This is a genomic window from Bacillus sp. FSL R9-9410 (assembly GCF_038050385.1).
GTDB classification, from domain to species: domain Bacteria; phylum Bacillota; class Bacilli; order Bacillales; family Bacillaceae_G; genus Bacillus_A; species Bacillus_A cereus_U.
In genome coordinates, this window is sequence record NZ_JBBOTV010000001.1 from 3,193,999 (window position 1) to 3,214,742 (window position 20,744).

Sequence of the window (20,744 nt, forward strand, 5' to 3'; positions counted from 1 at the left end):
TTTCAACTTGCTTCTGTTTATTATGTAAAAAACCCTTCTTTGTGCAAGAAGGGATTTGCATTCCAGAATATTTCTCAACGTATCAAAACACCTCACATTATACCACACGTTACTAATGTTTCACAATAATATATACATTATCTTGTAAGCGATGTGCAATACCATCTAAAATAGCCTCTAAATTATTTGCAACAAATTCCAGTTCCTCTGTCGACTCGCAAATAAATAAAGGGGCACCACCTGCAAATTTCTCTGGTGTTGTTGTAATGACTGCGAGAATAACACTTTCTAACATCATCTCTTATCTCCCCTTCCTTTCGGAGCTTCTGATGACATATGAACAGCACTCTCTAATGTTGGTACATTTCCGATCACCCCTATCGCTTTTTCTGCATCTTGATCTTGCGGCAGAACAAAAATCCCAACTCTCCCATCCTCTAAATCACGCTTCGCTAACGGTACAAGTGCCGGCGTTCCAGAATCTCTATATATTCCTAAAGCAACCGAAACATCATGTAAAATAGCTTGACGTTGTCCTAAGTTTGAGATTGTAACCATCGCATCTATCGATTTCGGTTTTAAAATAAATCCCATTCCATATTTCATAATTTCTTCTTGTCTTGCTGGCAATCCAATATTCATAATGTAAATATTATCAATATAAAGTCCCGCTCCTTCAAAACGAAGTGGAACGTGCTCTATTTCTACAAGGTCATGAAGTCTTTTACCTGACATTAATTTTTTCGCAATGAAAAAACTTACTATACCAGTAATTACCCCGGCAATCCATGAATGGAATCCTATATACGCAAACGTTGTTACAAACGACGTTAACATCGCCAAATAGTTACGACTTTCAAATACTAATGCAATTCCTTCAATGTATGTATTGCCACGTGGTACGAGCTCGTATCCATCTAATTGTTGAAGCGTATTTCTTTCCATATTGCGTACATCACGAAATTGCGTCGCTGCTAACGTAAGAAATGTAATTGCAGAGAAATCTTTTTTCAAAACAGACGGAATCGCAATTGCTCCTAAGGCAGCCGCAATTAATCCCATCGCGATATGAATAATTTTCCCGTGAAGCCTCGTCGGATATTGCCTCGTATCGGTACGAAGCATTAACAACCTAGTTATTGTACCTGCAATTACGCCACATAAAATAGCTGGTGTATATTCAGTCATGTATTACCCTCGCCTTTCTTTTACGTGTTTTCCTCTTAAATTGTTCCATATATACTGATGCCTTTGTAATCCAAAGTAAAATCACCATAAATAAAGTGGAAACAGCAGCAACATCTAAAAAAGCTAAACTGCCGTATTCATAAGGAAAATGTAATTTACGAAAAATAAGCGTCACCAGCAATTCTCCTTGTAACATCCCTATATATAAGGAGCATAATCGTAATATGCGATCCCCGTGCAATAAAACCGATGCATACACAAGTGCACCACTTAACAGCAACAACCTATCAACCACAATCCAAATTGGATCATATACTTCTAACAAATGAAAGCTTGTATATAACATTGCAATAATAAGTGCCGAAAGTAAGGTATATAATTTTTTCCAAATAGAATATAACGCGATACCTACAAAAGAAATAATACAAAGAAAAAGGGCATTTACCGATATCGTGAAAGACGCAATCGTCACATTTAACGGAGAACAAATAATAAAAATTAATATACAAGCACTTATCTTCCAACGAATAGATTCTTTTTTCATAAAAAAGGTCACGACAACCCACCCTATCCAAGCAACAAAATAAAAAGTACTCCCATCCATCACTTCACCTCCTATGTTTTCCATTATGGGAACTTTTTATGAAAGTTAATCCCCCTTTTCTTTGTGCATAGTTTTTCTCATAACAGCAACACTTCTAATAAGGAGGTGTAACTCACAATGGGTAAAGATCGCCAAGAACGAAAACTAAGAGAATCACGCCGCGTTGAATCTGATCGCGACCAATCACTTCAATATCCCGGTGCAACAAGTCTTGATACACCGGAGCAAGCTCGAAAGCAGAATCAGCATTAAGTAAAGTGAAACTTCAGCGGGGGTATCCATCCCCACTGATTATTAGCCCACACCAATCGGGCTTTTACGGACAATTCAAAAAGACGGTTTCGATAATGTACGAAACCGTCTTTTTACACCATTATTTTATTTCTACTCGTAATATAATTCTTTTGTTTTCGCATTATAAACCCTATCACTTGATGAGGCATCAATCGTAACTATACCTGTTGGTTTTTTAGAATATGTAATAACATAATACGTATGAAGAGAAGGATTTTTACTCTTTACCTCAACACGTACATAATCCGTCTCTCCTATTTCATTTAACTTTCGCTCAACCTCTTTTTTCACGCCTACAATATCTTCTTTTTCCTCTTTAATTTCCCTACTCACAATGGTATTTCCTTGATCAGAAAGTAATACTACTTCAGCATTACTTAAACTCACTTCATTTGGTATATTAAAATAGTAATTCACATACGAATCTTCCGATGGATTTTTGTCTTCTCCTAATTCCCTTGGCAAAATTAGTGCTTCTATTCCACTTCCTGCATTCACCATTGGATTCCTATACAATTTATTCCCGACTGCGATTGCAATATTCGCCGTTTTAATTGTTGATTGTACTGTTGTTGAACTAGAATCCCCTTCTCTTGCATTTGAAGTTAATGAAATTTCAATCTTTTTATTATATCCAGAAATCGCTGTATCTTCTCTTATATTTCGTGCATGGATATTAACATCTTCACTATTATATGTAATGCGTCCTATCGTATTTTTACTATTTGAAGATACATTATCTCCTTTTTTATTAACATCCTCATCCCCTAAATTATCGTAAATTTCTTCTTGTTTCTTTTGACTCTTAAATAGCAATCTCTTATCTTGTTTTATCGCTAACCAGCTATATAGAGCGGAATACTTTCTTATTTTTACCATGTTTCTCTCCACAAACATGGCAAAAGTAAGAACCCTCCAATAATTCAGCAGCACATTTTCTACATTTCTTCATTTTTATAACCCCTTTTTCAATCATAGCTTTTTCGCACAATATTCCTATATAACTTTATTACAATATAAATTCTCTCTTTTTTCCATTTATAGAATTATATAGATTTCCAACTTCCCGCCCGGACCATTGATTTTTTACAGACTGTGTCTTAACCTCTTTTTCCTTTCTGTGTCAACATGAAAAAAATAGCCCTTCACCTGACCCAAAAGGGTCAGGTGAAGGGCTATTTTCTTAGTTTCTATCATTTATTATTGTTTTCATTTAATAAAATTCAAAAGATATCAGAGTGTTGGAAACCCTAAAGGGTTTCTCAACACTCTGAAAAAAATCAACCGGACGGTTGATTTTTTATCGCCTACTATAATGTGCAGTGTCAATCCCTCGCTGCGCTAACCAATGATATGTTTCGCCTTTTACAACAAGAGGTACAGATTGCAACTCTTCTATCGTCTTCACGCCAAGAGCTGTCATAATAAATTTTAAATCTGTATGTAAAAGATCGATTTCATCCACTAACTTCTCAACACCATCTTGCATTAAAATACGTAAAAAGTATCCAGCAAACGCAGTTGTATTCGCCCCTAATGCGATTGCCTTCGCCACGTCAATTGCTGTTTGTATACCCCCAGATGCAATAAAAGAGAGGTTATTATTTGTAGAGGTTGCTTCAATAATCGAGGTAGCTGTTTGTATGCCCCAGTTATTAAAATAAGAAAGCATTCGCTGTCTTCTTTCATTTTCAACAGCAGCAAAATTCGTACCACCTTGTCCACCAATATCAATTGCTGCTATACCTATACTCGCTAACTGTTGCACTGTTTCCTTACTCATTCCAAATCCGACTTCTTTTACAATAACAGGAACTTTACTGTTTAAAACAATTTGTTCAATTCGCCGAAGTACACCAGTAAAATCACGGTCTCCTTCTGGCATCGTTAACTCTTGTATGACATTTAAATGAATTTGCAGTGCATTCGCTTCAATCATATCAACGGCACGCTCTGCCTGTTCGACAGTTGCCTCACTCCCCAAATTAGCAAAGAAAATACCATTTGGGTTTACCTTTCTGACGATCTTATAAGAAGCCGCCTCGCTTTCATTTTTTAAAGCTGCCATTTGCGACCCTACAGCCATAGCAAGGTTATGATGTTTCGCTACATATGCTAATTGCTCATTAATATGTAATGTTTGCTCTCCTCCACCACCAGTCATCGCATTGATAAAAATCGGCGAACTTAGTGAAAGTTCGCCGATTTTTGTTTCACATGTTACAGTATCATAACTTGAATTTGGCAAGCTTTGATGCACAAAATCAATATCATGAAAGCCATGCGTACGAGACTGACCAGTAGAAAGAGCATATTCAATATGATCTAATTTACGTTTTGCCCTTACCACTTGTACCCCTCTTTATTTCTTTAATTTTTTCAGTTGTTCACCAATAATATCACCTAACTGGAAAGTAGCAGAATCAGCATTTGGCTCATATTGGCTATAATCTTCTGTTACATTATTTTCTTCAAGCGTTTCTTTTATGCTTAAAGAAATACGTTTTTCTGCTACATGGACTTCAAGTACTTTCACCTTTACTTCTTGTCCCATTTCCAATACTTCATTTGGATTTTTCACGTGACGATTTGCAATTTGAGATACATGCACAAGCCCTTCAACACCAGGTAAAATTTCAACAAATGCACCGAATGTAACAAGGCGTTTTACTACGCCCTCACGAATATCTCCAGCCTTTATTTCGCCATCAATATTTTCCCAAGGTCCCGGCTGAGCTGCTTTAATTGATAAAGAAATACGTTGCGTATCAGCATCAACAGATAACACTTTTACCTTTACCTTTTGACCTTGCTCTAATACCTCAGAAGGTTGCTCTACACGTTCGTGTGAAATTTGTGAAATGTGAACTAAACCATCCACACCACCAACGTTAACGAAAGCACCAAAATCCGTTAATCGTTGTACTGTTCCTTCAACAATATCCCCTTCTTTTAACGAAGAGATTGCTTCTTTTTTCTTAGAATCTAGTTCTAGTTCTACTACCGCTTTATGTGAAAGAATAACACGATTTTTTTCACGGTCTAATTCAACAATTTTCACCGCTAATGTTTTTCCTTTATAGTCAGCAAAATCTTCTACATAATGTACCTCTACAAGTGAAGCTGGGATAAAACCACGAACACCAAGGTCCACAACTAACCCACCATTCACAATATCTTTTACAGTAACATCAAATACATGACCAGAATTAAATTTTTCTTGTAATTCTACCCACGCTTTTTCTGCGTCAACAGCTCTCTTAGATAAAACAAGATCATCTTCTTCTAATTTAATAATTTTCAATTCAAGTGTTTGATCTAATTCTACAACATCGCTTGCTTTTTCAATATGAACGTTAGCTAATTCACTAATCGGAATTACGCCATCTGTTTTGTATCCAACATTTACAAGCACTTGTTTCTCTTCAACTTTCGTTACAGAACCTGTAACAACGTCACCAACTTGTAATTCTTTTGAATTCATAACTTCTTCATTCATTTTCTCTACCATGGAAATACCTCCCTACAGAATTGACAAAGCATTTTTATGTATATACGAAATGAAAACAAATGTTTTCATTTGCATGTTTAAGAATTTATCATCACATATTCTGTTTCAATACAGTTCATAAGAAACTATATTAAACCTATATAAATAGTATACAGCAAAATCATCTTGAAGAAAGTATGATTTGAAATATAATAGCGAATATATTCTGACAGTTTTTTTCCTCTGTAACTAACTTCTTACAAATTAGCCCATTTGTCAAGAAAAGAGACTTATAATTCACTTATCCTTTACATTTCAAAAAAAAAAAAAGAAAGAGGATAGCCCTCTTTCTTTATTTCGCAAATACTCCTGAAACAATACCCATAATTTTTTGGACAACCTCTTCAATTGATAAAGAAGTTGTATCTAATTCCAATGCATCATCAGCCTTTTTCAAAGGAGAAACTTCGCGTTCTGAATCTAATTTATCACGCCTAGCAATTTCTTCTTTTAACTGCTCTAAATTAGAATCGAAACCTTTATTCATATTTTCTAAATGTCTTCTTTCCGCTCTTTCTTCTACAGAAGCAAGCATAAAGATTTTCACTTCAGCATCTGGTAGTACATGTGTACCAATATCACGACCATCCATTACTACGCCGCCTTTTTTAGCTAACTCTTGTTGACGACGTACCATTTCTTCACGAACAAGACGATGCTTTGCTACAATAGATACTCGATTCGTCACATCTGGCGTACGAATCACTTCAGAAACATCTTGTCCATTTAAAAATACAAGTTGTGTATTTTCCCCTTGCTGAAATTCAATATTTACATTTTTTACAACTTTCATTAACTTTTCTTCATTTTCAATATCCACTTTTTGTTCAAGGGCTGCATATGTAATAGCACGGTACATTGCGCCTGTATCAATGTAGACATATGAAAGTTTTTTCGCAACAACTTTTGCAACTGTACTTTTCCCAGCAGCCGCTGGACCATCTATAGCAATCGAAATTCGTTTATCCATTGTAACACCTCATTTTTCACTTATAAAAACAAAACGAAAAGCAGGTATTCTCCCCCTGCTTCTTCTCATTTGCCTCACGTCATTAAATCCTCAATTATTGTAGCATAATCCATCATAGAAGAAAATGAAAACTACTTATTCACCTGTAAGATTTTCGCCTTATTTTGCGTGACGACACCCTCGTAATAAACAATTTTCGATAAATATTTCACTGAAGATTTATGTATAAAAAGCAGTTGGACGACAGAAAGACAAATAAATTGAATCAGTAATATACGAATTATAATTTTCTCCACTTTTTTCAAAAAACTCACTCCTTCCCTCTCTACACTTACATATACCCTCCTATAAATTCCCATAAACAAAACCTAACCTAATAACCACTTACCGAAGCACAATTAAAGTAATTTATTTTATTGTCATTTTCTAACCATACTTTTATACATTTTCATTGTCGAATTTACTCAAAACATGTTATGTTCTAAATGTATTTTTCAACTTGAAAGGGGTATAAGCATTGAAAAGAATCCTAGTTTTACACACAGGTGGAACAATTGCAATGGAGGAAGATAAAGAAACCGGGGTCGTACAACCAGGTGAAAAGAATCCTCTTTTAAAATTTATTCCTGATTTAGAAGGCGATGTTGATTTAATTGTCGAAGATGTGTTCCATCTTCCATCTCCTCACATGACTCCTAGCGAAATGCTACAATTACAAGTCATCATTGACGAAAGAGTAAGACAAGATGATATTCACGGCGTAGTCATTACGCATGGTACCGATACATTAGAAGAGACAGCTTATTTTCTTGATTTAACAGTTCAAGCAACGATCCCAATCGTTGTGACAGGAGCAATGCGTTCTAGTAATGAATTAGGTGCTGATGGTCTATATAATTTCTTATCAGCTGTAAAAGTTGCTAGTAGTAATGAAGCTGCTAAAAAAGGCGTTCTAGTCGTATTAAACGACGAAATACATTGTGCTACAAATGTAACAAAAACGCACACAAGTAATGTCGCGACATTCCAAAGTCCACAGTACGGACCAATTGGCATGGTAACAAAACGTGGTGTTGTTTTCCATCATGCTTTAGTGCATCACGAAACATGCACAGTACGACAGATTTCTAAAAACGTTGTCGTTCTAAAAGCATACGCAGGTATGGATGATACATTATTATCAGCAATTGAAACACTACCAGTAGACGGAATTGTTATTGAAGCACTTGGACAAGGTAATTTACCTCCAAGAACACTTCCAAGTCTAGAACGATTAATAGGCAAAGGAATTCCTGTCGTATTAGTGTCTCGCTGTTTCAACGGTATCGTTCAAGATGTATATTCGTATGAAGGTGGCGGCAAGCAATTAAAAGATATGGGCGTTATATTCACATACGGTTTAAATGCTCAAAAGGCGCGTATTAAATTATTAGTCGCATTAGAGAATACAAATTCTCATGAAGCAATCCAAAATATGTATATGCACGATTAAAAAAGAAGCTGTCGAATTTCGACAGCTTCTTTTTATTCTTCTCTTGATGCAATGGTTTGCGCAATCGCATCTCCATGGAATCTACCGTTCTCGATAAATATTTCATTTGCGTTATTCCCCGCAGCAATTACACCTGCAATAAAAATATTTTCAGCGTTTGTTTCCATACTACCCTCTGTATAAATCGGGCGTCCTGTTTCTTCATCAATCCGAACTCCCATTTTCGTTAAGAAGCTGTGGTCTGGATGGTAACCCGTCATAGCAAATACAAAATCGTTTTGAATTGTATTTTCCTCACCATCTACTGTATACGTCAACGTATGCTCAGTAATTTCTTTTACATGCGCATGGAAACGCATTTGAATTGTCCCATTTCGTACTAACGCCTCAAATTCCGGCAAAATCCACGGCTTAATACTTGGCGAGTATTCCCCGCCACGGTATAGAACTGCTACACGTGCACCCGATTTAACAAGCTCTAACGCCGCATCTATACTTGAATTTTTACCACCTATTACAACGACATCTCGATCAAAATAAGGATGTCCTTCTTTGAAATAATGAGCTACTTTCTCAAGTTTCTCACCAGGTACATTCATATAATTCGGATTATCATAATATCCAGTTGCGACAACAATGTATTTCGCCACATATATTTCTTTGTTTCCGTCACGCTTCGTCGTTTCAACTTTAAAAACATCACCATCTTTTTGAACTTGTTCCACTCGTTCAAATGCATTTACACGTATAGATTTACGCTTTACTACTTCACGATAATACGCAAGCGCTTGATTACGAAATGGCTTACGATTTTCTGTAATAAAAGCAACTTCACCAATTTCTAATTTTTCACTAGAGGAGAAAAATGTTTGATGAGTTGGATAATTATAAATTGCATTTACTATGTTACCTTTTTCGATTACTAACGGATTTAACCCCACTTTTTGCAACGAAATCGCCGCTGCTAATCCGCATGGACCGCCTCCGATAATAATAACTGTTTCTTTTTGCATACTCGGTTCACTCCTAGTCTTCTACCTCTGCTCTATTTATCTAAACAAGAAAAAACCTACTTACAGCAGTAGGCACCTATCTTTATTGTATTCATTTTTCATATATTTGTCATCTAAACGAAACATACATCCGATAGACATCTGCTAAAAACTGCTGAAATTTAATTCCTTGTTGCCCTAATACATTTTCAGGATCGATTTTCCGAGTAGGATCCAACGTTTTGTGTGACACAATAGCCTTTTTAGGATTTAAACCGAAATTTTGACATAAATACGCATGATACCAAGTAAAACGAGTATACGCCTCCCAAAAGTTTACGTCGCCTCCATAACAAAGTTCCACCCCAATAGCAGCCTTATTCGCATCATAACCGAATAAATCATTATCCGTCGGCACATTGTATCGAACATGGTACGCAACTTCATTTATAGGGACAATTTCTAATATTGTTTTATCATCAATAAATGTATGCGCTGAAGCTTTCGGTTGTATTTCATTAAAGTAATCCCGATTTCCTATCGCATTGCTACCAGGGTTCCCTGTGTCATGACTTACAATAAATCTTACTTTTGAAAGAGGAATTCCTGGTCGTGAATTTCCATACCCAATATAATTACGCTCAATAGGGAACATCGCCATTACTACCAACTCCCGCTCTACAAAGTTACCTTACTTCCTTATATATGTATTCGGTAGCAATGTCCTTATGGCATTATTTCTTATGCGAAGAGAAAATCGAAAATATTTGATGTGAATACCAGAAATAATACAATACTTACAGCCACTCCGTAAAAACCGTAAAACCAAACACAATCTTCTTTCGTATCTAAACCGAAAAACTTATTTACTGATTGTAATAATGATCCACGCTTACTATGATTATTTCGTAAAACTTCCACTCGTTCCACAACATCTGCTGGCATCATAAATCTTTGGTCTACTGTCATTTTCATCATTTATCTCTCCTTAAAATCATTTCCGTTTTGCTTATCTAAGGAAAGTATAGCACGTTTGTTCGTATAGAACAAGTGTTCTTTTTGTTTTTATTTTTCACCAAGCTACGTAATAATTCCAATTACTACTGCGATAATCAATCCTCCAACAACCAGATGCAATAAACCCTCTCCAAACATTCTAAAAACACTTGTTTTCTGGGCATTTTAAATTATTGCTATTTTTACTTTCTAGTTGGTTCCCCCTTCTTCTAATCAATCTACTCGATTCATCATTTCATTATCCATATACAACACCTCTAACTAGTAACTTCAGCAAAAAACGCGATTCCCTCAAAAGGAAATCACGTTTTCTCAAAACATTATATATTATACCCAACCTCTGAAGCGACTAGCCTCAGCCATTTTACGAACACCAATCATGTATGCAGCTAAGCGCATGTTTACTTTACGAACTTGTGATGTTTCATAGATTGAATCGAATGATTTTACCATTACTTTTTCTAAACGTTGTTCTACTTCTTCCTCAGTCCAGTAGTAACCTTGGTTATTTTGTACCCACTCAAAGTAAGATACCGTAACGCCACCAGCACTTGCTAATACGTCTGGAACAAGTAAGATACCACGATCTGTTAAGATTTTTGTTGCTTCTAATGTAGTTGGACCATTTGCAGCTTCAACTACAATTTTCGCTTTAATCTTATCAGCATTTTCTTCTGTAATTTGGTTCTCAATTGCAGCTGGAACTAAAATATCGCAATCAAGTTCTAACAATTCTGTGTTTGAAATTGTATTATTAAATAGTTTTGTTACAGTACCGAAGCTATCGCGACGATCTAGTAAGTAGTCAATATCTAATCCATTCGGATCATGTAGTGCACCGTACGCATCTGAAATTGCAATTACTTTCGCGCCTGCATCATGCATAAATTTAGCTAAGAAGCTACCCGCATTCCCAAATCCTTGAACAACAACGCGTGCACCTTTAATATCAATGTCACGTTTTTTCGCAGCTTCACGAATACAAATTGTTACACCTTTTGCAGTCGCTGTTTCACGTCCGTGTGATCCACCTAATACAAGTGGTTTACCTGTAATAAATCCTGGTGAATTAAATTCATCGATACGGCTATACTCATCCATCATCCATGCCATAATTTGTGAGTTTGTAAATACATCTGGAGCTGGAATATCTTTTGTCGGACCAACAATTTGGCTAATTGCTCGTACATAACCGCGGCTTAATCTTTCTAATTCACGGAAAGACATCTCACGTGGGTCACAAATGATTCCACCTTTACCTCCACCATATGGTAAATCAACAATACCACATTTTAAACTCATCCAAATAGAAAGTGCTTTCACTTCATTTTCTGTTACGTTTGGATGGAAGCGAATTCCACCTTTCGTTGGACCAACAGCATCATTATGTTGCGCACGATATCCTGTAAATATTTTAACAGTCCCGTCATCCATACGAACTGGAATTTTCACTGTCATCATACGAATTGGTTCTTTCAATAATTCATATACTTCGTTTGGATAACCCAATTTTTCTAATGCTTCATTAATTACAATTTGTGTTGAATTTAACAATTCAAAATGTTGTTCCCCTTGTTGTTGTGTTTTCGTTTGAGTTCCCTTTTCGGCTACCATAGTAAGTAAACCCCCTGTAATTTCACTTGTTTAGTAAACCTTCATTGCCTAGTATACACCGTTAAATTTGGAATGCAATAGAAAACGCTAACAAATATATACAAACTATTTTGCATTGCAAGCGTTTTCACTATTATTATAGTCCTTTTATTGCTTTTAGAAAAGTAAAATACTTAAATATTTAAATATTTTTCATTTTCATCAAAATACGTTCGATAAAACAATTATTTCATCAAAAAATACTGATTATATTTTTAAATATAGATCGGCTAGTCTTGTTTCCTACACTTCGCTCTATAGATTTTAGATTTTCCAATCTTCAGCTGAATAAAAATAAAACCTCAAGCTACGTTACATTAGCTGAGGTTTTGTTTTTTTACAAAGTAATTGTATATTTGTTCAATTGCTTGAGAATCCATTAATTCTTTACCATATTCCATTATGCGGTAAATTGTTGCTGTTGACGGATTACCGTATTCCGCTAAAATAGCTATAAAATCCGCCTTCAATAATTGAAATTGCTCTTCTTCTTCTATCCAAAGATAAAAACGATCATCCCACGTATACAACTTCCCATCAGTTACACCAAGGTTATATAAGCGATTTGACAAATTGATTACATCATCTAATGTAGCAAACTCGTAAAGTATATGTTCGCTTTCATCAAGAGTCACTTGCATTTCAATAAACTCGTCACGGAACTCATCTTCTGTATCCACTTCGTGATTTTCTTTTGTTACAATTACAACCATACCTTGAGCTTGTAGAGAAAATACTTCAACAGCAATCGGTCCATCCGCTTCAAACCCTAATTCTTTATTCGCTTCTTGCATCATATCACGGAATAGTTGCTGTACTTTCGGTGCATTTCTCCACAAATCTTCTTTCGTTAATCCTCGTTCAGATAAATCATCAAATGTTAGGAAAATTTTAATCTTATTATAATTTAAACGTTCCAGTCTCATCTCATACCCTCCCTACGTAACCATTGCATCTAATTTTTATTATATGAAATAGAAAATAGATGGTTCTTTTCGAACGACTATTCTAACATTTTTAACCATCCATCCCATTCTTCTTTCGTATTACCAATTAGGATATTTTGAAGATTTAATTGATCTCCAATGCCTTTTCTTCCTATAAAACCACCAGAGAGGTTTTCATTTTTTTTTTGCAATAAGTCAATAAATTCTACTGCCTCTTCAAGTTCTCGTTCATCATCAAAAGATATAAACAAATATTTAGGTTGTAATTGTTCAATAGCTAGTAAAATACCTTCTTCATCTAAACTTGTCCCCATATACATTGCTTGATATCCTTTTAGTCGTAAATACGTCGCGAAAATAAATCCTTTTAATATATTATTTTCTAAAACGAAAACTTTGTTAACGGAAGAATACACTGACGCATTATGATATATCATTCCTAGACGTGTTTGTAAGAATGATACAACATATTTGAATTGTGACATTGTAATCTCATTATTATTTTTTAAAGATAACAACTTGTTTGCCACTTGAAGGATGATGCTTGTAACAACCTTTTCCGTTGAATATATACTAAAAACCTCGTTTAATAATGCAGAAGTTGTAATTTCATCAAATTTTAACAAAGCTTGTAGTATATCGTCCACTAAAACAACTTCTGTATCTGTAATTTTTTCTTTTTGAACGTTGTTCTGCAAACGATTCCCTTCCAATAACTGAACTGCTTGTCCAATCATCATCCCCTCAGAAACTTTATTCATTAACCATTTCAAAATATGAATATGCTCTTCTGTATATAAACGGTGCCCCGCACGATTTCTCTTTGGGGCAATAATATGATAGCGTCTTTCCCATGCGCGAAGTGTACTCGGTTGAATTCCGAGTATATTCGAAATAGCTTTTATATTATATGTCCCATTTAAAGTCGGCATTATTTTCCTCCGCATAATGTAATGATATGTGTTTGGGAAGGTGCCCGAAAACGAAGAGGGAATAATGTTGTTCCATACCCATTACTAACAAAGAGAGTCGTATTAGAATGCTTATATACACCACCCTTTAAATACTTTTCAGATGGAAACAACCGAATCTGACCTCCATGTGTATGTCCACTTAATACGAGCGAAATTTGTTCTTTACCAGACATTTTCTTTATTATATCTGGGTTGTGACTAATTAAAATGCGAAAACCTTCTTCTTTACAATCAGACAACGCTAAATCTAAACGATCTCGTTCTAATCCAACATCATCGATACCGAGTAAGCAAATTTTCTCTCCTAATTCAGACTCAAATACAACTCTTGTATTATCTAATACCTTCACATTATTTTCTATTAATAAAGCATCCAATTCGTGATATTCAATTTCATAATCATTATTTCCCCATACAAAATATACAGGGGCTATTTCTCTTAACTTTTGAATATTTAAAGAGATTTGCGATAAAGGTACTCCTTTTTCAGCTAAATCACCGCCAATAATTACGATATCAGCTTTTCCTTTCACTCGTTCAATTAGCGAGCTAGAAATGGTCCTTCTATGAATATCCGAAATAAAAAAAACTTTAACTTTTTGAAAACTTTCCGGAAATTCTTCGAATACTAAAGTATGTTCCAACACTGTATTACGCATTGCTTCTTTATACATTCCAAGAAGACATACAAAACCAATGCATATGAGAGTACATAATAATATAATCCATGACATATATTTTTTACTCTCCCTCCTCGTAAAGTATAGTCCTTAATTTTATGTGCAGCTATATCACTCATTTAGCTAGCTCTCATACTTCGTGGACTTATCTTTTATAGGAATTTTCAATTCTTGTCCTACTTTCACTTCATCTTCTTGTAAATCATTATACTTTTTTATTATTTCTATCCCATTTTTATCTGAGAAATATTGCTTCGCTATACTTTCTAAAGTTTCTCCATCTTTCACAACATGAGTTGCTACTTTCTCAGACTGCTTCTTTGATTCAGTCTGAGCTGAATCAAAGAAAATCACTTCAAACGCACTTTTCTCAGCATTATTACTATCACTTTTTACCTGTATATACTTATCCGTATACCATAGGATACTAATAGGTAACAATATGAACAAAAATGTTAACACTCGGACGAAAATGTGATTCATTTTAAACTTTGGTTTGTTCTCTTTATTTCTATGAATTTCACTACGCGGCGGTAAAACTTCATCTTCTTCCACTTGCTCAACTTCTAACTCCTCTTCAAAATCAGGAATTCGTTTTCTCATGTTGTTCACCACCACCTTCCATTTATTTTCTTAATTGGAGCCCCATTATAAAATCAACAAGAAAGTGTGCAAAGATTGTTATAAACAAATTTCCTGTCCACTCGAATACATAACCAAAAACAAAACTAATAAAGCAGACGAAACAAAACAAAAAAGGCTTCGTTATATACCGAATATGTAACACAGCAAAAATTAAACTCGCTATTACAATTCCGAAATGAGTCTGCACTACACCTCTAAATAAAAACTCTTCCGCAAAGCCAATAATAAACGTGATAACGAGTAAATGCATGACAGAAATCCCTTGAAACATTCTATCGTTAATGCCACCATCATCAAACCAAGATTCTGGAAACACTCGCATTGCAACATAATCTAATAACACAATACAGATCGCTAACAAGCTACCTATTACAAGTATAGAAACCGGTTCCCATTTCCACAAACTATAAACTTCTCTTTTATCTTGAAATAATATATATGCTAGTAAACAACCGATACCAATAATGATTAGTTGTGTTATGTAGAGATTCAGTCTTATTTCTCTCGGACTCATATCTTCAACATTATGCCTTTGAATGTTCATCATTCCTCCATCTTCCCTAGGCCGAAAAGCTTTTGTAACTCTGTTTCCCAATTATAGTCGAAAACTAACTGTTGCGCTCGTCTTTTTTTATAATCCGTTTTTGTAATACCACAGTAATCACAACAGTTTTCTATCTCTTTTTCTTTTCTATAACCGAATTGTTGTAATAAATATTCACGTCTACATCCTTGAACTTGTATCCATGACTTCATATTTTCTAGCTCACTATATTTATTGCGCAGTCTCACTGCCACTTCCGCTATTAATCTGTGCATTATTTCATCTGACAAGCTCTCTAGCATGAGATTTCGCTGTTGTATGATTCCAAGATGTTCGAGATGATAACGTGTAAAACGCCAATACTGTTCATTAAATCTTGCTGCATTATAACAAATTTCTTCTACATCTTCTAATGGTAATACTTTCGTTTGAAACATTCTTTCTTGTAGTAACGAAAATAAAAATTGTATTTGCGATTTACTTGGCAATTCATCTTCAATGATTGAAATTGGCAAATCGTGATCCAATGGACTACATAATAAAATGGCTATACTCAATTCTCCATCTCTTCCCGCTCTTCCAATTTCTTGTAAATAGGAAGCTACATTTGTCGGATATTGAAAATGAATAATATATCTTGTATTCGCCTTATTTACCCCCATCCCAAAAGCGCTTGTACATATTACAATTTGCAACTGGTCATTCATAAACTGTTGTTGAATTAACATACGCTCTTCATGTTCCATACCACCATGATAAAAAGCTACACCTGTAATTCCTTTTCCTCTTAAATACTCGGTTAAACGCTCTGTCCAGGCCCTACTTGAACAATAAACAATACCAGGCCCTTGCAAATACATTACATGCTCAAAAAGCGCCTCTTTTTTTTCTTCTATTGTTTCCACAAATTGCACTTCCATCGCAATATTTGGACGATCAATTGAGTACACATGCTCAGCTATATTTTTTAGATTTAAACTTTCCGCTATATCTCGCAGTACATCCTTTGTCGCAGTTGCTGTTAATGCTAATACTTTCGGAGATCCGATACTCTCAATTACTTTATCTAATTTTTTATAATCTGGCCGAAAATCATAGCCCCATTGTGAAATACAATGCGCTTCATCTACGACAAATAATGAAATATGAATTTTTTTCAATTCTCTTATTAGAAGTTCCGACTGCAACATCTCTGGTGATACGAAAACAAATTTATAAAAAGATAGCTTTTTCATTGCTTCTCTTTTTTCACTTAACGTCCGAAAACTATTCAATGCAATAACTCGATTTTTTACGACATACTTTAATTGCGTAACTTGGTCTTCCATTAAAGATAATAATGGTGATACAACAAGCACCGTACCCTCTTGCAGAAGCCCCGGAAGTTGATAACACATTGACTTTCCTCTTCCAGTCGGAAGCATTGCTACAACATCTTTCCCTTCCAATAAGTCCGTAATAACTCCTTTTTGCCCCGGACGAAATTCAGAATATCCAAACCACTTATATAAATATTCCTCAAGCTTCATTTATACCCTCCATCCGCGCCAATACAAGACGGACTTCAAAATAAGAGATTTCCTCTCCAACCGCTTGCTTCAACACACGCAATTTGCGTGTTTGTAATGCTTCAATTACTTTTGTTACTTTTTCTATTTTTTCTTTTTCCATAAACATCTCAATAGAAAATTCTTTTTCTCGTAAAGCAATTTCTACAAAATGGTCTTCTATCGTGGCAACCTTCAAATTCCGAATTGTTGCTATTTCTTCTAAAGAGCGTCCTTGTTTCCAAAGATTATATGTTTTTTTCGTTGATAAGCTAAATAAATCAGCTTTCTCATTTGGATAAGATATAATTTCAGCTAATAATGGAAACTCATTTTCTTTATTGCGAACTTCTTGAATAAGGAAATGAATTGTACCCCAAAATAAAAAATAAACTCGAAATATATCTTGTTTCGTAATTTCCGCTAATTGTTGTAAAGTACACCCAATACGTTCATACCCAGTTAACCGATATGTTACGATTGTCGCCTCTACTGGATTATTTTTTTGTAAAAGAGTATGCATTTCCTTCCATAATCTTTTAGCCAATTCACTTCTCATATATGGTATTCCAGTGAGGAAGCGTTTCACCCACATCATTATTTCTGTATCCTGTTGAATTGGAATAAATTTCGTATTCGCCTGTTGTAAATTCGAAATGGTTTGAACGATCAATGATAATCTCCTCCAAAACGTTTCACCTATTTCACCATAGTGTAAACCATTTAAATACGTCGGAAAGGCAAAGTCACCTTCCCATTTGTTTAATTGCATGTTACCAGCAGTCGTTAACACATATGTATTATCATGTATACCTTGAACTAAATCCGTTCGTAACAACCTTGCAACTTCTTGATCATAATCAGCTCTATTTAATGACTTATAAATCCCAAACAAAAAAGAAATTTGAAACATATTCCCATCTTGTAATGTTTGCGACGATCTCTTTCCTTTTAATAAATAATAAATCGAAGAAACGGTTCTTTCACCATTCAATTGTTTTAAACAATATAATAAAGTATATTGTAGCTGCATTACCGCTTCCACCTCTCTGTCTAACTTCATTCCCTTTTCAATACGATTGCACATTAACTGCTATTCATTTAACTTATCATATTCACACTACATGCTTGTATATATTCTATTGTATCAAACGAAATAACATTTAAGTATTTTGAAAATCTTATGAAATAATTCAAAAATAAGTTGACACCCTAATTGATAAGCATTATCATTATAATTTTATGTTGAAAAGTTTTAAAAACCGTTTTACAATAAGGTTATAATTTTTTGGCGAACTTTTCACATACATATTATCAGGAGGGAAAAAAGATGGCAAAATATACAATCGTTGACAAAGATACTTGTATCGCATGCGGTGCTTGTGGTGCTGCTGCACCAGACATTTATGACTATGATGATGAAGGTATTGCATTTGTAACATTAGACGATAACCAAGGTATCGTTGAAATTCCAGATGTATTAATTGAAGATATGATGGATGCATTCGAAGGTTGTCCAACTGACTCAATTAAAGTTGCTGACGAATCATTTGATGGCGACTCTTTAAAATTCGAATAGTCTTTTATTAACTTTAAACCCCCCTCATAAGTATGAGGGGGGTTTTTACTCTCTTTTTCATTCTCACTAACAAAAAAACCATTGGCAGCGTAACTGCTAATGGTTTAATATTTTTAAGCATTTTTCATTTTTGCAAATACCCATACTTTCAAGCGTGAAAATAATGCTACAAATACAATTGTTACAACAATTCCTTTAATTACATTAAACGGTAATATCGCCGTTACAATAGTTTGTCGCATAATATCACTAGACATAGCTGGTGAATTTAAAAACCAAGTGTACGCTGGTAAAATAATAAAGTAGTTTAACACACTCATAATAACTGTCATAGTAATTGTGCCTAGCATTAATCCTGTCGTTAAACTTTTTACTGTGCGATACTTTCGGAATAAGAATGCTGCTGGACCAATAAATAAACATCCCGCTATAAAGTTTGCTACTTCTCCTACTGGTACTCCCGTTAAACTTCCTTGAATTCCGTAATGCAAAATATTTTTTATCGCTTCTACAATTACACCTGCAATTGGACTAAAAATTATCGCCGCAATTAAAGCTGGCACATCACTAAAATCAATCTTTAAAAATGGCGGAAGCCCTGGGAATGGAAAATCCAACATCATTAGTAAATACGCAATACTACTTAGCATCGCTACACTCACCATCTGCACTACACTGTTTTTTTGTTTCATCTTTCTCTCTCCTTTTCCATCGATCTTCTCATGGAAAGTGGAAAGGTTCTGCTATGCCTATTTTTTCATAGAACGAAAAAACCCTTTGTGATTTACACAAAGGGAGAATTTTAAGGCACATCAAACAGACGTTCAAATACTTATCTTTTTTGAACGCTTGAACCTCCATCTTCTCCCATCCAGACTGTACTGTCGGCTTTGGAATCACACCAAATCCTGCCTTAACGGCTCGCGGGCTTAGAACGAAATTATTAACTGTTCATCACCGCCGGTCGGGATTTTCACCCTGCCCCGAAGATAGACCGATATTCTATTTTCCACTTCATTATACAACAACATAATCGTATTGTGAACAAAAAAAGTGTAACTTATTAAAAATAAGTTATTTATTTTATATTATTAAAGAAGCAATCACTATATTTTACAATACAACCCATATTTTTTATAATTCGGTATTTCTCTTATGAATCCCCTAGTCATATGTCGTCAAAAGTGATAAGATGTTGAATTGTTAAGATAAGAACATTTTCTGAGTTATGGAGGAAATGTCATGAAGAAAGATAAAAGACACTCTATTCGAGAAGCAATGAAAAAGAACTTAAGAAAAGAATACTTTTATTTGAAAAAAGAATTACTTTTCTACTGTCCAATTGATCTAGGCACATTCTCAAGAGAGACATACTACGCTACTTTTGACCAAGATGGCATAAGTATTTATCAGTATGATAAAAAAACAGAAAGTAAATTAAAATTGTGTGAGCGTCATCCATGGAAGAGTTGGAATAAGGTAAAAGTTGATCACTATTTAACAACTTCTCAATTTATTTTCCAAGGTGAGCGAAATTGGATTTTATCCCTTTTCCAAAAAGGAAAAGAAGCTCAAAAAATAATTGAAGAACATACATCTTTACAAACGGAAGTTGTTTCCCGTCCTTTTTCCAAGAAACTTCCTGGTTTCCGTTCTGATACACCATTGAATAAATACATCGGTAGCATTTGTTACACTGCACTTATTGCATTTTTATTAAAATGGATGATTCCATTTCAAGCACCACAAATCGCCCTGTATTCTCTTTCAATTGGCTTTATGCTTCTTGGTTTACTTTGTCTTACAATTGGTCTAATCGAACCAACTATCGTACTATTTCGGACAAAAGAAAAAACAAGAACAAAAGTCTTTTACTTATATAGCTACTTAGCTATTTCTGGATTTATATGTGTCTTTATTTTTTGGTAAAAGAAGCCGTCCCAAAAGATCTTTTGGGACGGTTTTTCGTTAAGAATAGGTTGCTCTTATTGTCGCATTTTGTTATTAAGTCGATATAATTTCATTTACTATCGCAATCTTAACTAAGACGAAAGTAAGTTTATTCAAA

24 protein-coding genes and 1 riboswitch are annotated in these 20,744 nt (G+C 34.7%); of the genes, 4 read left to right on the forward strand and 20 right to left on the reverse strand.

The genetic code is table 11. The features are described 5' to 3' along the window. Window positions 1–112 precede the first annotated feature (112 nt). The 3 genes from MKX77_RS16585 to MKX77_RS16595 are packed head-to-tail and all read right to left on the reverse strand — an operon-like array spanning window position 113 to window position 1,792. Window positions 113–298 (reverse strand): capping complex subunit for YIEGIA, encoded by a 186-nt coding sequence (locus MKX77_RS16585; protein ID WP_002086624.1) that lies wholly within the window; start codon window positions 296–298, stop codon window positions 113–115. Beyond that, window positions 295–1,188: a YIEGIA family protein gene (locus tag MKX77_RS16590; protein WP_219917739.1), complete on the reverse strand. Its 894-nt coding sequence runs from the start codon at window positions 1,186–1,188 to the stop codon at window positions 295–297. The genes MKX77_RS16585 and MKX77_RS16590 overlap by 4 nt, the downstream gene beginning before the upstream one ends. Next, window positions 1,181–1,792 (reverse strand): YphA family membrane protein, encoded by a 612-nt coding sequence (locus tag MKX77_RS16595; protein WP_215555768.1) that lies wholly within the window; start codon window positions 1,790–1,792, stop codon window positions 1,181–1,183. The genes MKX77_RS16590 and MKX77_RS16595 overlap by 8 nt, the downstream gene beginning before the upstream one ends. Window positions 1,793–1,909: 117 nt before the next feature. Here MKX77_RS16595 and MKX77_RS16600 point away from each other — a divergent pair, with 117 nt between their 5' ends. After that, the gene (locus MKX77_RS16600; protein WP_000513901.1) at window positions 1,910–2,044 is read left to right on the forward strand and encodes a YpzI family protein; all 135 of its coding nucleotides are present in this window, start codon (window positions 1,910–1,912) and stop codon (window positions 2,042–2,044) included. Window positions 2,045–2,176: 132 nt separating this feature from the next. Here the strand turns inward: MKX77_RS16600 and MKX77_RS16605 are convergent, their stop codons facing one another. The 5 genes from MKX77_RS16605 to MKX77_RS16625 all read right to left on the reverse strand — a co-directional run bounded on the left by MKX77_RS16605 (window position 2,177) and on the right by MKX77_RS16625 (window position 6,911). Further along, window positions 2,177–2,965 carry a hypothetical protein gene (locus MKX77_RS16605; protein WP_341307253.1) on the reverse strand — a complete coding sequence of 263 codons (789 nt, stop codon included), beginning with the start codon at window positions 2,963–2,965 and terminating at the stop codon, window positions 2,177–2,179. Between the two features lie 421 nt (window positions 2,966–3,386). Next, a complete protein-coding gene (gene fni / locus MKX77_RS16610) occupies window positions 3,387–4,436 on the reverse strand; it encodes a type 2 isopentenyl-diphosphate Delta-isomerase (protein ID WP_215555766.1) in 1,050 nt (349 codons plus the stop codon). Window positions 4,437–4,448: 12 nt separating this feature from the next. Then, complete coding sequence (gene rpsA / locus MKX77_RS16615) at window positions 4,449–5,597, reverse strand: 30S ribosomal protein S1 (protein ID WP_215555765.1); 1,149 nt, start codon at window positions 5,595–5,597, stop codon at window positions 4,449–4,451. Between the two features lie 331 nt (window positions 5,598–5,928). After that, entirely contained in the window at window positions 5,929–6,606 is a 678-nt protein-coding gene (gene cmk, locus MKX77_RS16620) for a (d)CMP kinase (protein ID WP_341307254.1), read from the reverse strand. 131 nt (window positions 6,607–6,737) lie between these two features. Beyond that, entirely contained in the window at window positions 6,738–6,911 is a 174-nt protein-coding gene (locus MKX77_RS16625) for a DUF5359 family protein (protein WP_341307255.1), read from the reverse strand. Between the two features lie 212 nt (window positions 6,912–7,123). Here MKX77_RS16625 and ansA point away from each other — a divergent pair, with 212 nt between their 5' ends. Continuing rightward, entirely contained in the window at window positions 7,124–8,098 is a 975-nt protein-coding gene (ansA, locus tag MKX77_RS16630) for an asparaginase (RefSeq protein WP_080019176.1), read from the forward strand. Window positions 8,099–8,130: 32 nt separating this feature from the next. On the opposite strand, the gene MKX77_RS16635 is transcribed toward ansA, so the two are convergent. From MKX77_RS16635 to MKX77_RS16685, 11 genes are all read right to left on the reverse strand, one after another. Continuing rightward, on the reverse strand, window positions 8,131–9,111 hold the full coding sequence (locus MKX77_RS16635) for a YpdA family putative bacillithiol disulfide reductase (RefSeq protein WP_341307256.1): 981 nt from the start codon (window positions 9,109–9,111) through the stop codon (window positions 8,131–8,133). A gap of 109 nt (window positions 9,112–9,220) precedes the next feature. After that, complete coding sequence (locus tag MKX77_RS16640) at window positions 9,221–9,751, reverse strand: peptidoglycan recognition protein family protein (protein WP_002149378.1); 531 nt, start codon at window positions 9,749–9,751, stop codon at window positions 9,221–9,223. An 80-nt stretch (window positions 9,752–9,831) separates the two neighbouring features. Continuing rightward, entirely contained in the window at window positions 9,832–10,068 is a 237-nt protein-coding gene (locus tag MKX77_RS16645) for a DUF3961 domain-containing protein (protein ID WP_215555761.1), read from the reverse strand. Window positions 10,069–10,434: 366 nt separating this feature from the next. Then, window positions 10,435–11,721, reverse strand: coding sequence for an NAD-specific glutamate dehydrogenase (gene gudB / locus MKX77_RS16650; RefSeq protein ID WP_000225168.1), 1,287 nt, complete (start codon window positions 11,719–11,721; stop codon window positions 10,435–10,437). A 356-nt stretch (window positions 11,722–12,077) separates the two neighbouring features. Continuing rightward, window positions 12,078–12,686 (reverse strand): genetic competence negative regulator, encoded by a 609-nt coding sequence (locus MKX77_RS16655; RefSeq protein WP_002158605.1) that lies wholly within the window; start codon window positions 12,684–12,686, stop codon window positions 12,078–12,080. Between the two features lie 77 nt (window positions 12,687–12,763). Beyond that, window positions 12,764–13,639, reverse strand: coding sequence for a MerR family transcriptional regulator (locus MKX77_RS16660; RefSeq protein WP_341307257.1), 876 nt, complete (start codon window positions 13,637–13,639; stop codon window positions 12,764–12,766). Continuing rightward, a complete protein-coding gene (locus MKX77_RS16665; protein ID WP_341307258.1) occupies window positions 13,639–14,415 on the reverse strand; it encodes a metallophosphoesterase in 777 nt (258 codons plus the stop codon). The genes MKX77_RS16660 and MKX77_RS16665 overlap by 1 nt, the downstream gene beginning before the upstream one ends. Before the next feature lie 69 nt (window positions 14,416–14,484). Further along, the gene (locus MKX77_RS16670; protein ID WP_215555758.1) at window positions 14,485–14,964 is read right to left on the reverse strand and encodes a LysM peptidoglycan-binding domain-containing protein; all 480 of its coding nucleotides are present in this window, start codon (window positions 14,962–14,964) and stop codon (window positions 14,485–14,487) included. A gap of 22 nt (window positions 14,965–14,986) precedes the next feature. After that, the gene (locus MKX77_RS16675; protein ID WP_002149398.1) at window positions 14,987–15,550 is read right to left on the reverse strand and encodes a CPBP family intramembrane glutamic endopeptidase; all 564 of its coding nucleotides are present in this window, start codon (window positions 15,548–15,550) and stop codon (window positions 14,987–14,989) included. Beyond that, window positions 15,550–17,079 (reverse strand): RecQ family ATP-dependent DNA helicase, encoded by a 1,530-nt coding sequence (locus tag MKX77_RS16680; protein ID WP_341307259.1) that lies wholly within the window; start codon window positions 17,077–17,079, stop codon window positions 15,550–15,552. Before MKX77_RS16680 ends, MKX77_RS16675 begins: the two co-directional genes overlap by 1 nt. After that, on the reverse strand, window positions 17,069–18,130 hold the full coding sequence (locus MKX77_RS16685) for a helix-turn-helix domain-containing protein (protein ID WP_002149404.1): 1,062 nt from the start codon (window positions 18,128–18,130) through the stop codon (window positions 17,069–17,071). The genes MKX77_RS16680 and MKX77_RS16685 overlap by 11 nt, the downstream gene beginning before the upstream one ends. Before the next feature lie 297 nt (window positions 18,131–18,427). Here MKX77_RS16685 and MKX77_RS16690 point away from each other — a divergent pair, with 297 nt between their 5' ends. Continuing rightward, window positions 18,428–18,676: a ferredoxin gene (locus MKX77_RS16690; protein ID WP_001151994.1), complete on the forward strand. Its 249-nt coding sequence runs from the start codon at window positions 18,428–18,430 to the stop codon at window positions 18,674–18,676. A 113-nt stretch (window positions 18,677–18,789) separates the two neighbouring features. Here the strand turns inward: MKX77_RS16690 and MKX77_RS16695 are convergent, their stop codons facing one another. Beyond that, window positions 18,790–19,368 (reverse strand): ECF transporter S component, encoded by a 579-nt coding sequence (locus MKX77_RS16695; RefSeq protein ID WP_002011769.1) that lies wholly within the window; start codon window positions 19,366–19,368, stop codon window positions 18,790–18,792. Window positions 19,369–19,531: 163 nt separating this feature from the next. After that, window positions 19,532–19,671: riboswitch (FMN riboswitch) on the reverse strand. Between the two features lie 247 nt (window positions 19,672–19,918). Here MKX77_RS16695 and MKX77_RS16700 point away from each other — a divergent pair. Continuing rightward, window positions 19,919–20,605: a hypothetical protein gene (locus MKX77_RS16700; protein WP_002149409.1), complete on the forward strand. Its 687-nt coding sequence runs from the start codon at window positions 19,919–19,921 to the stop codon at window positions 20,603–20,605. The last annotated feature ends 139 nt before the right edge of the window (window positions 20,606–20,744 follow it).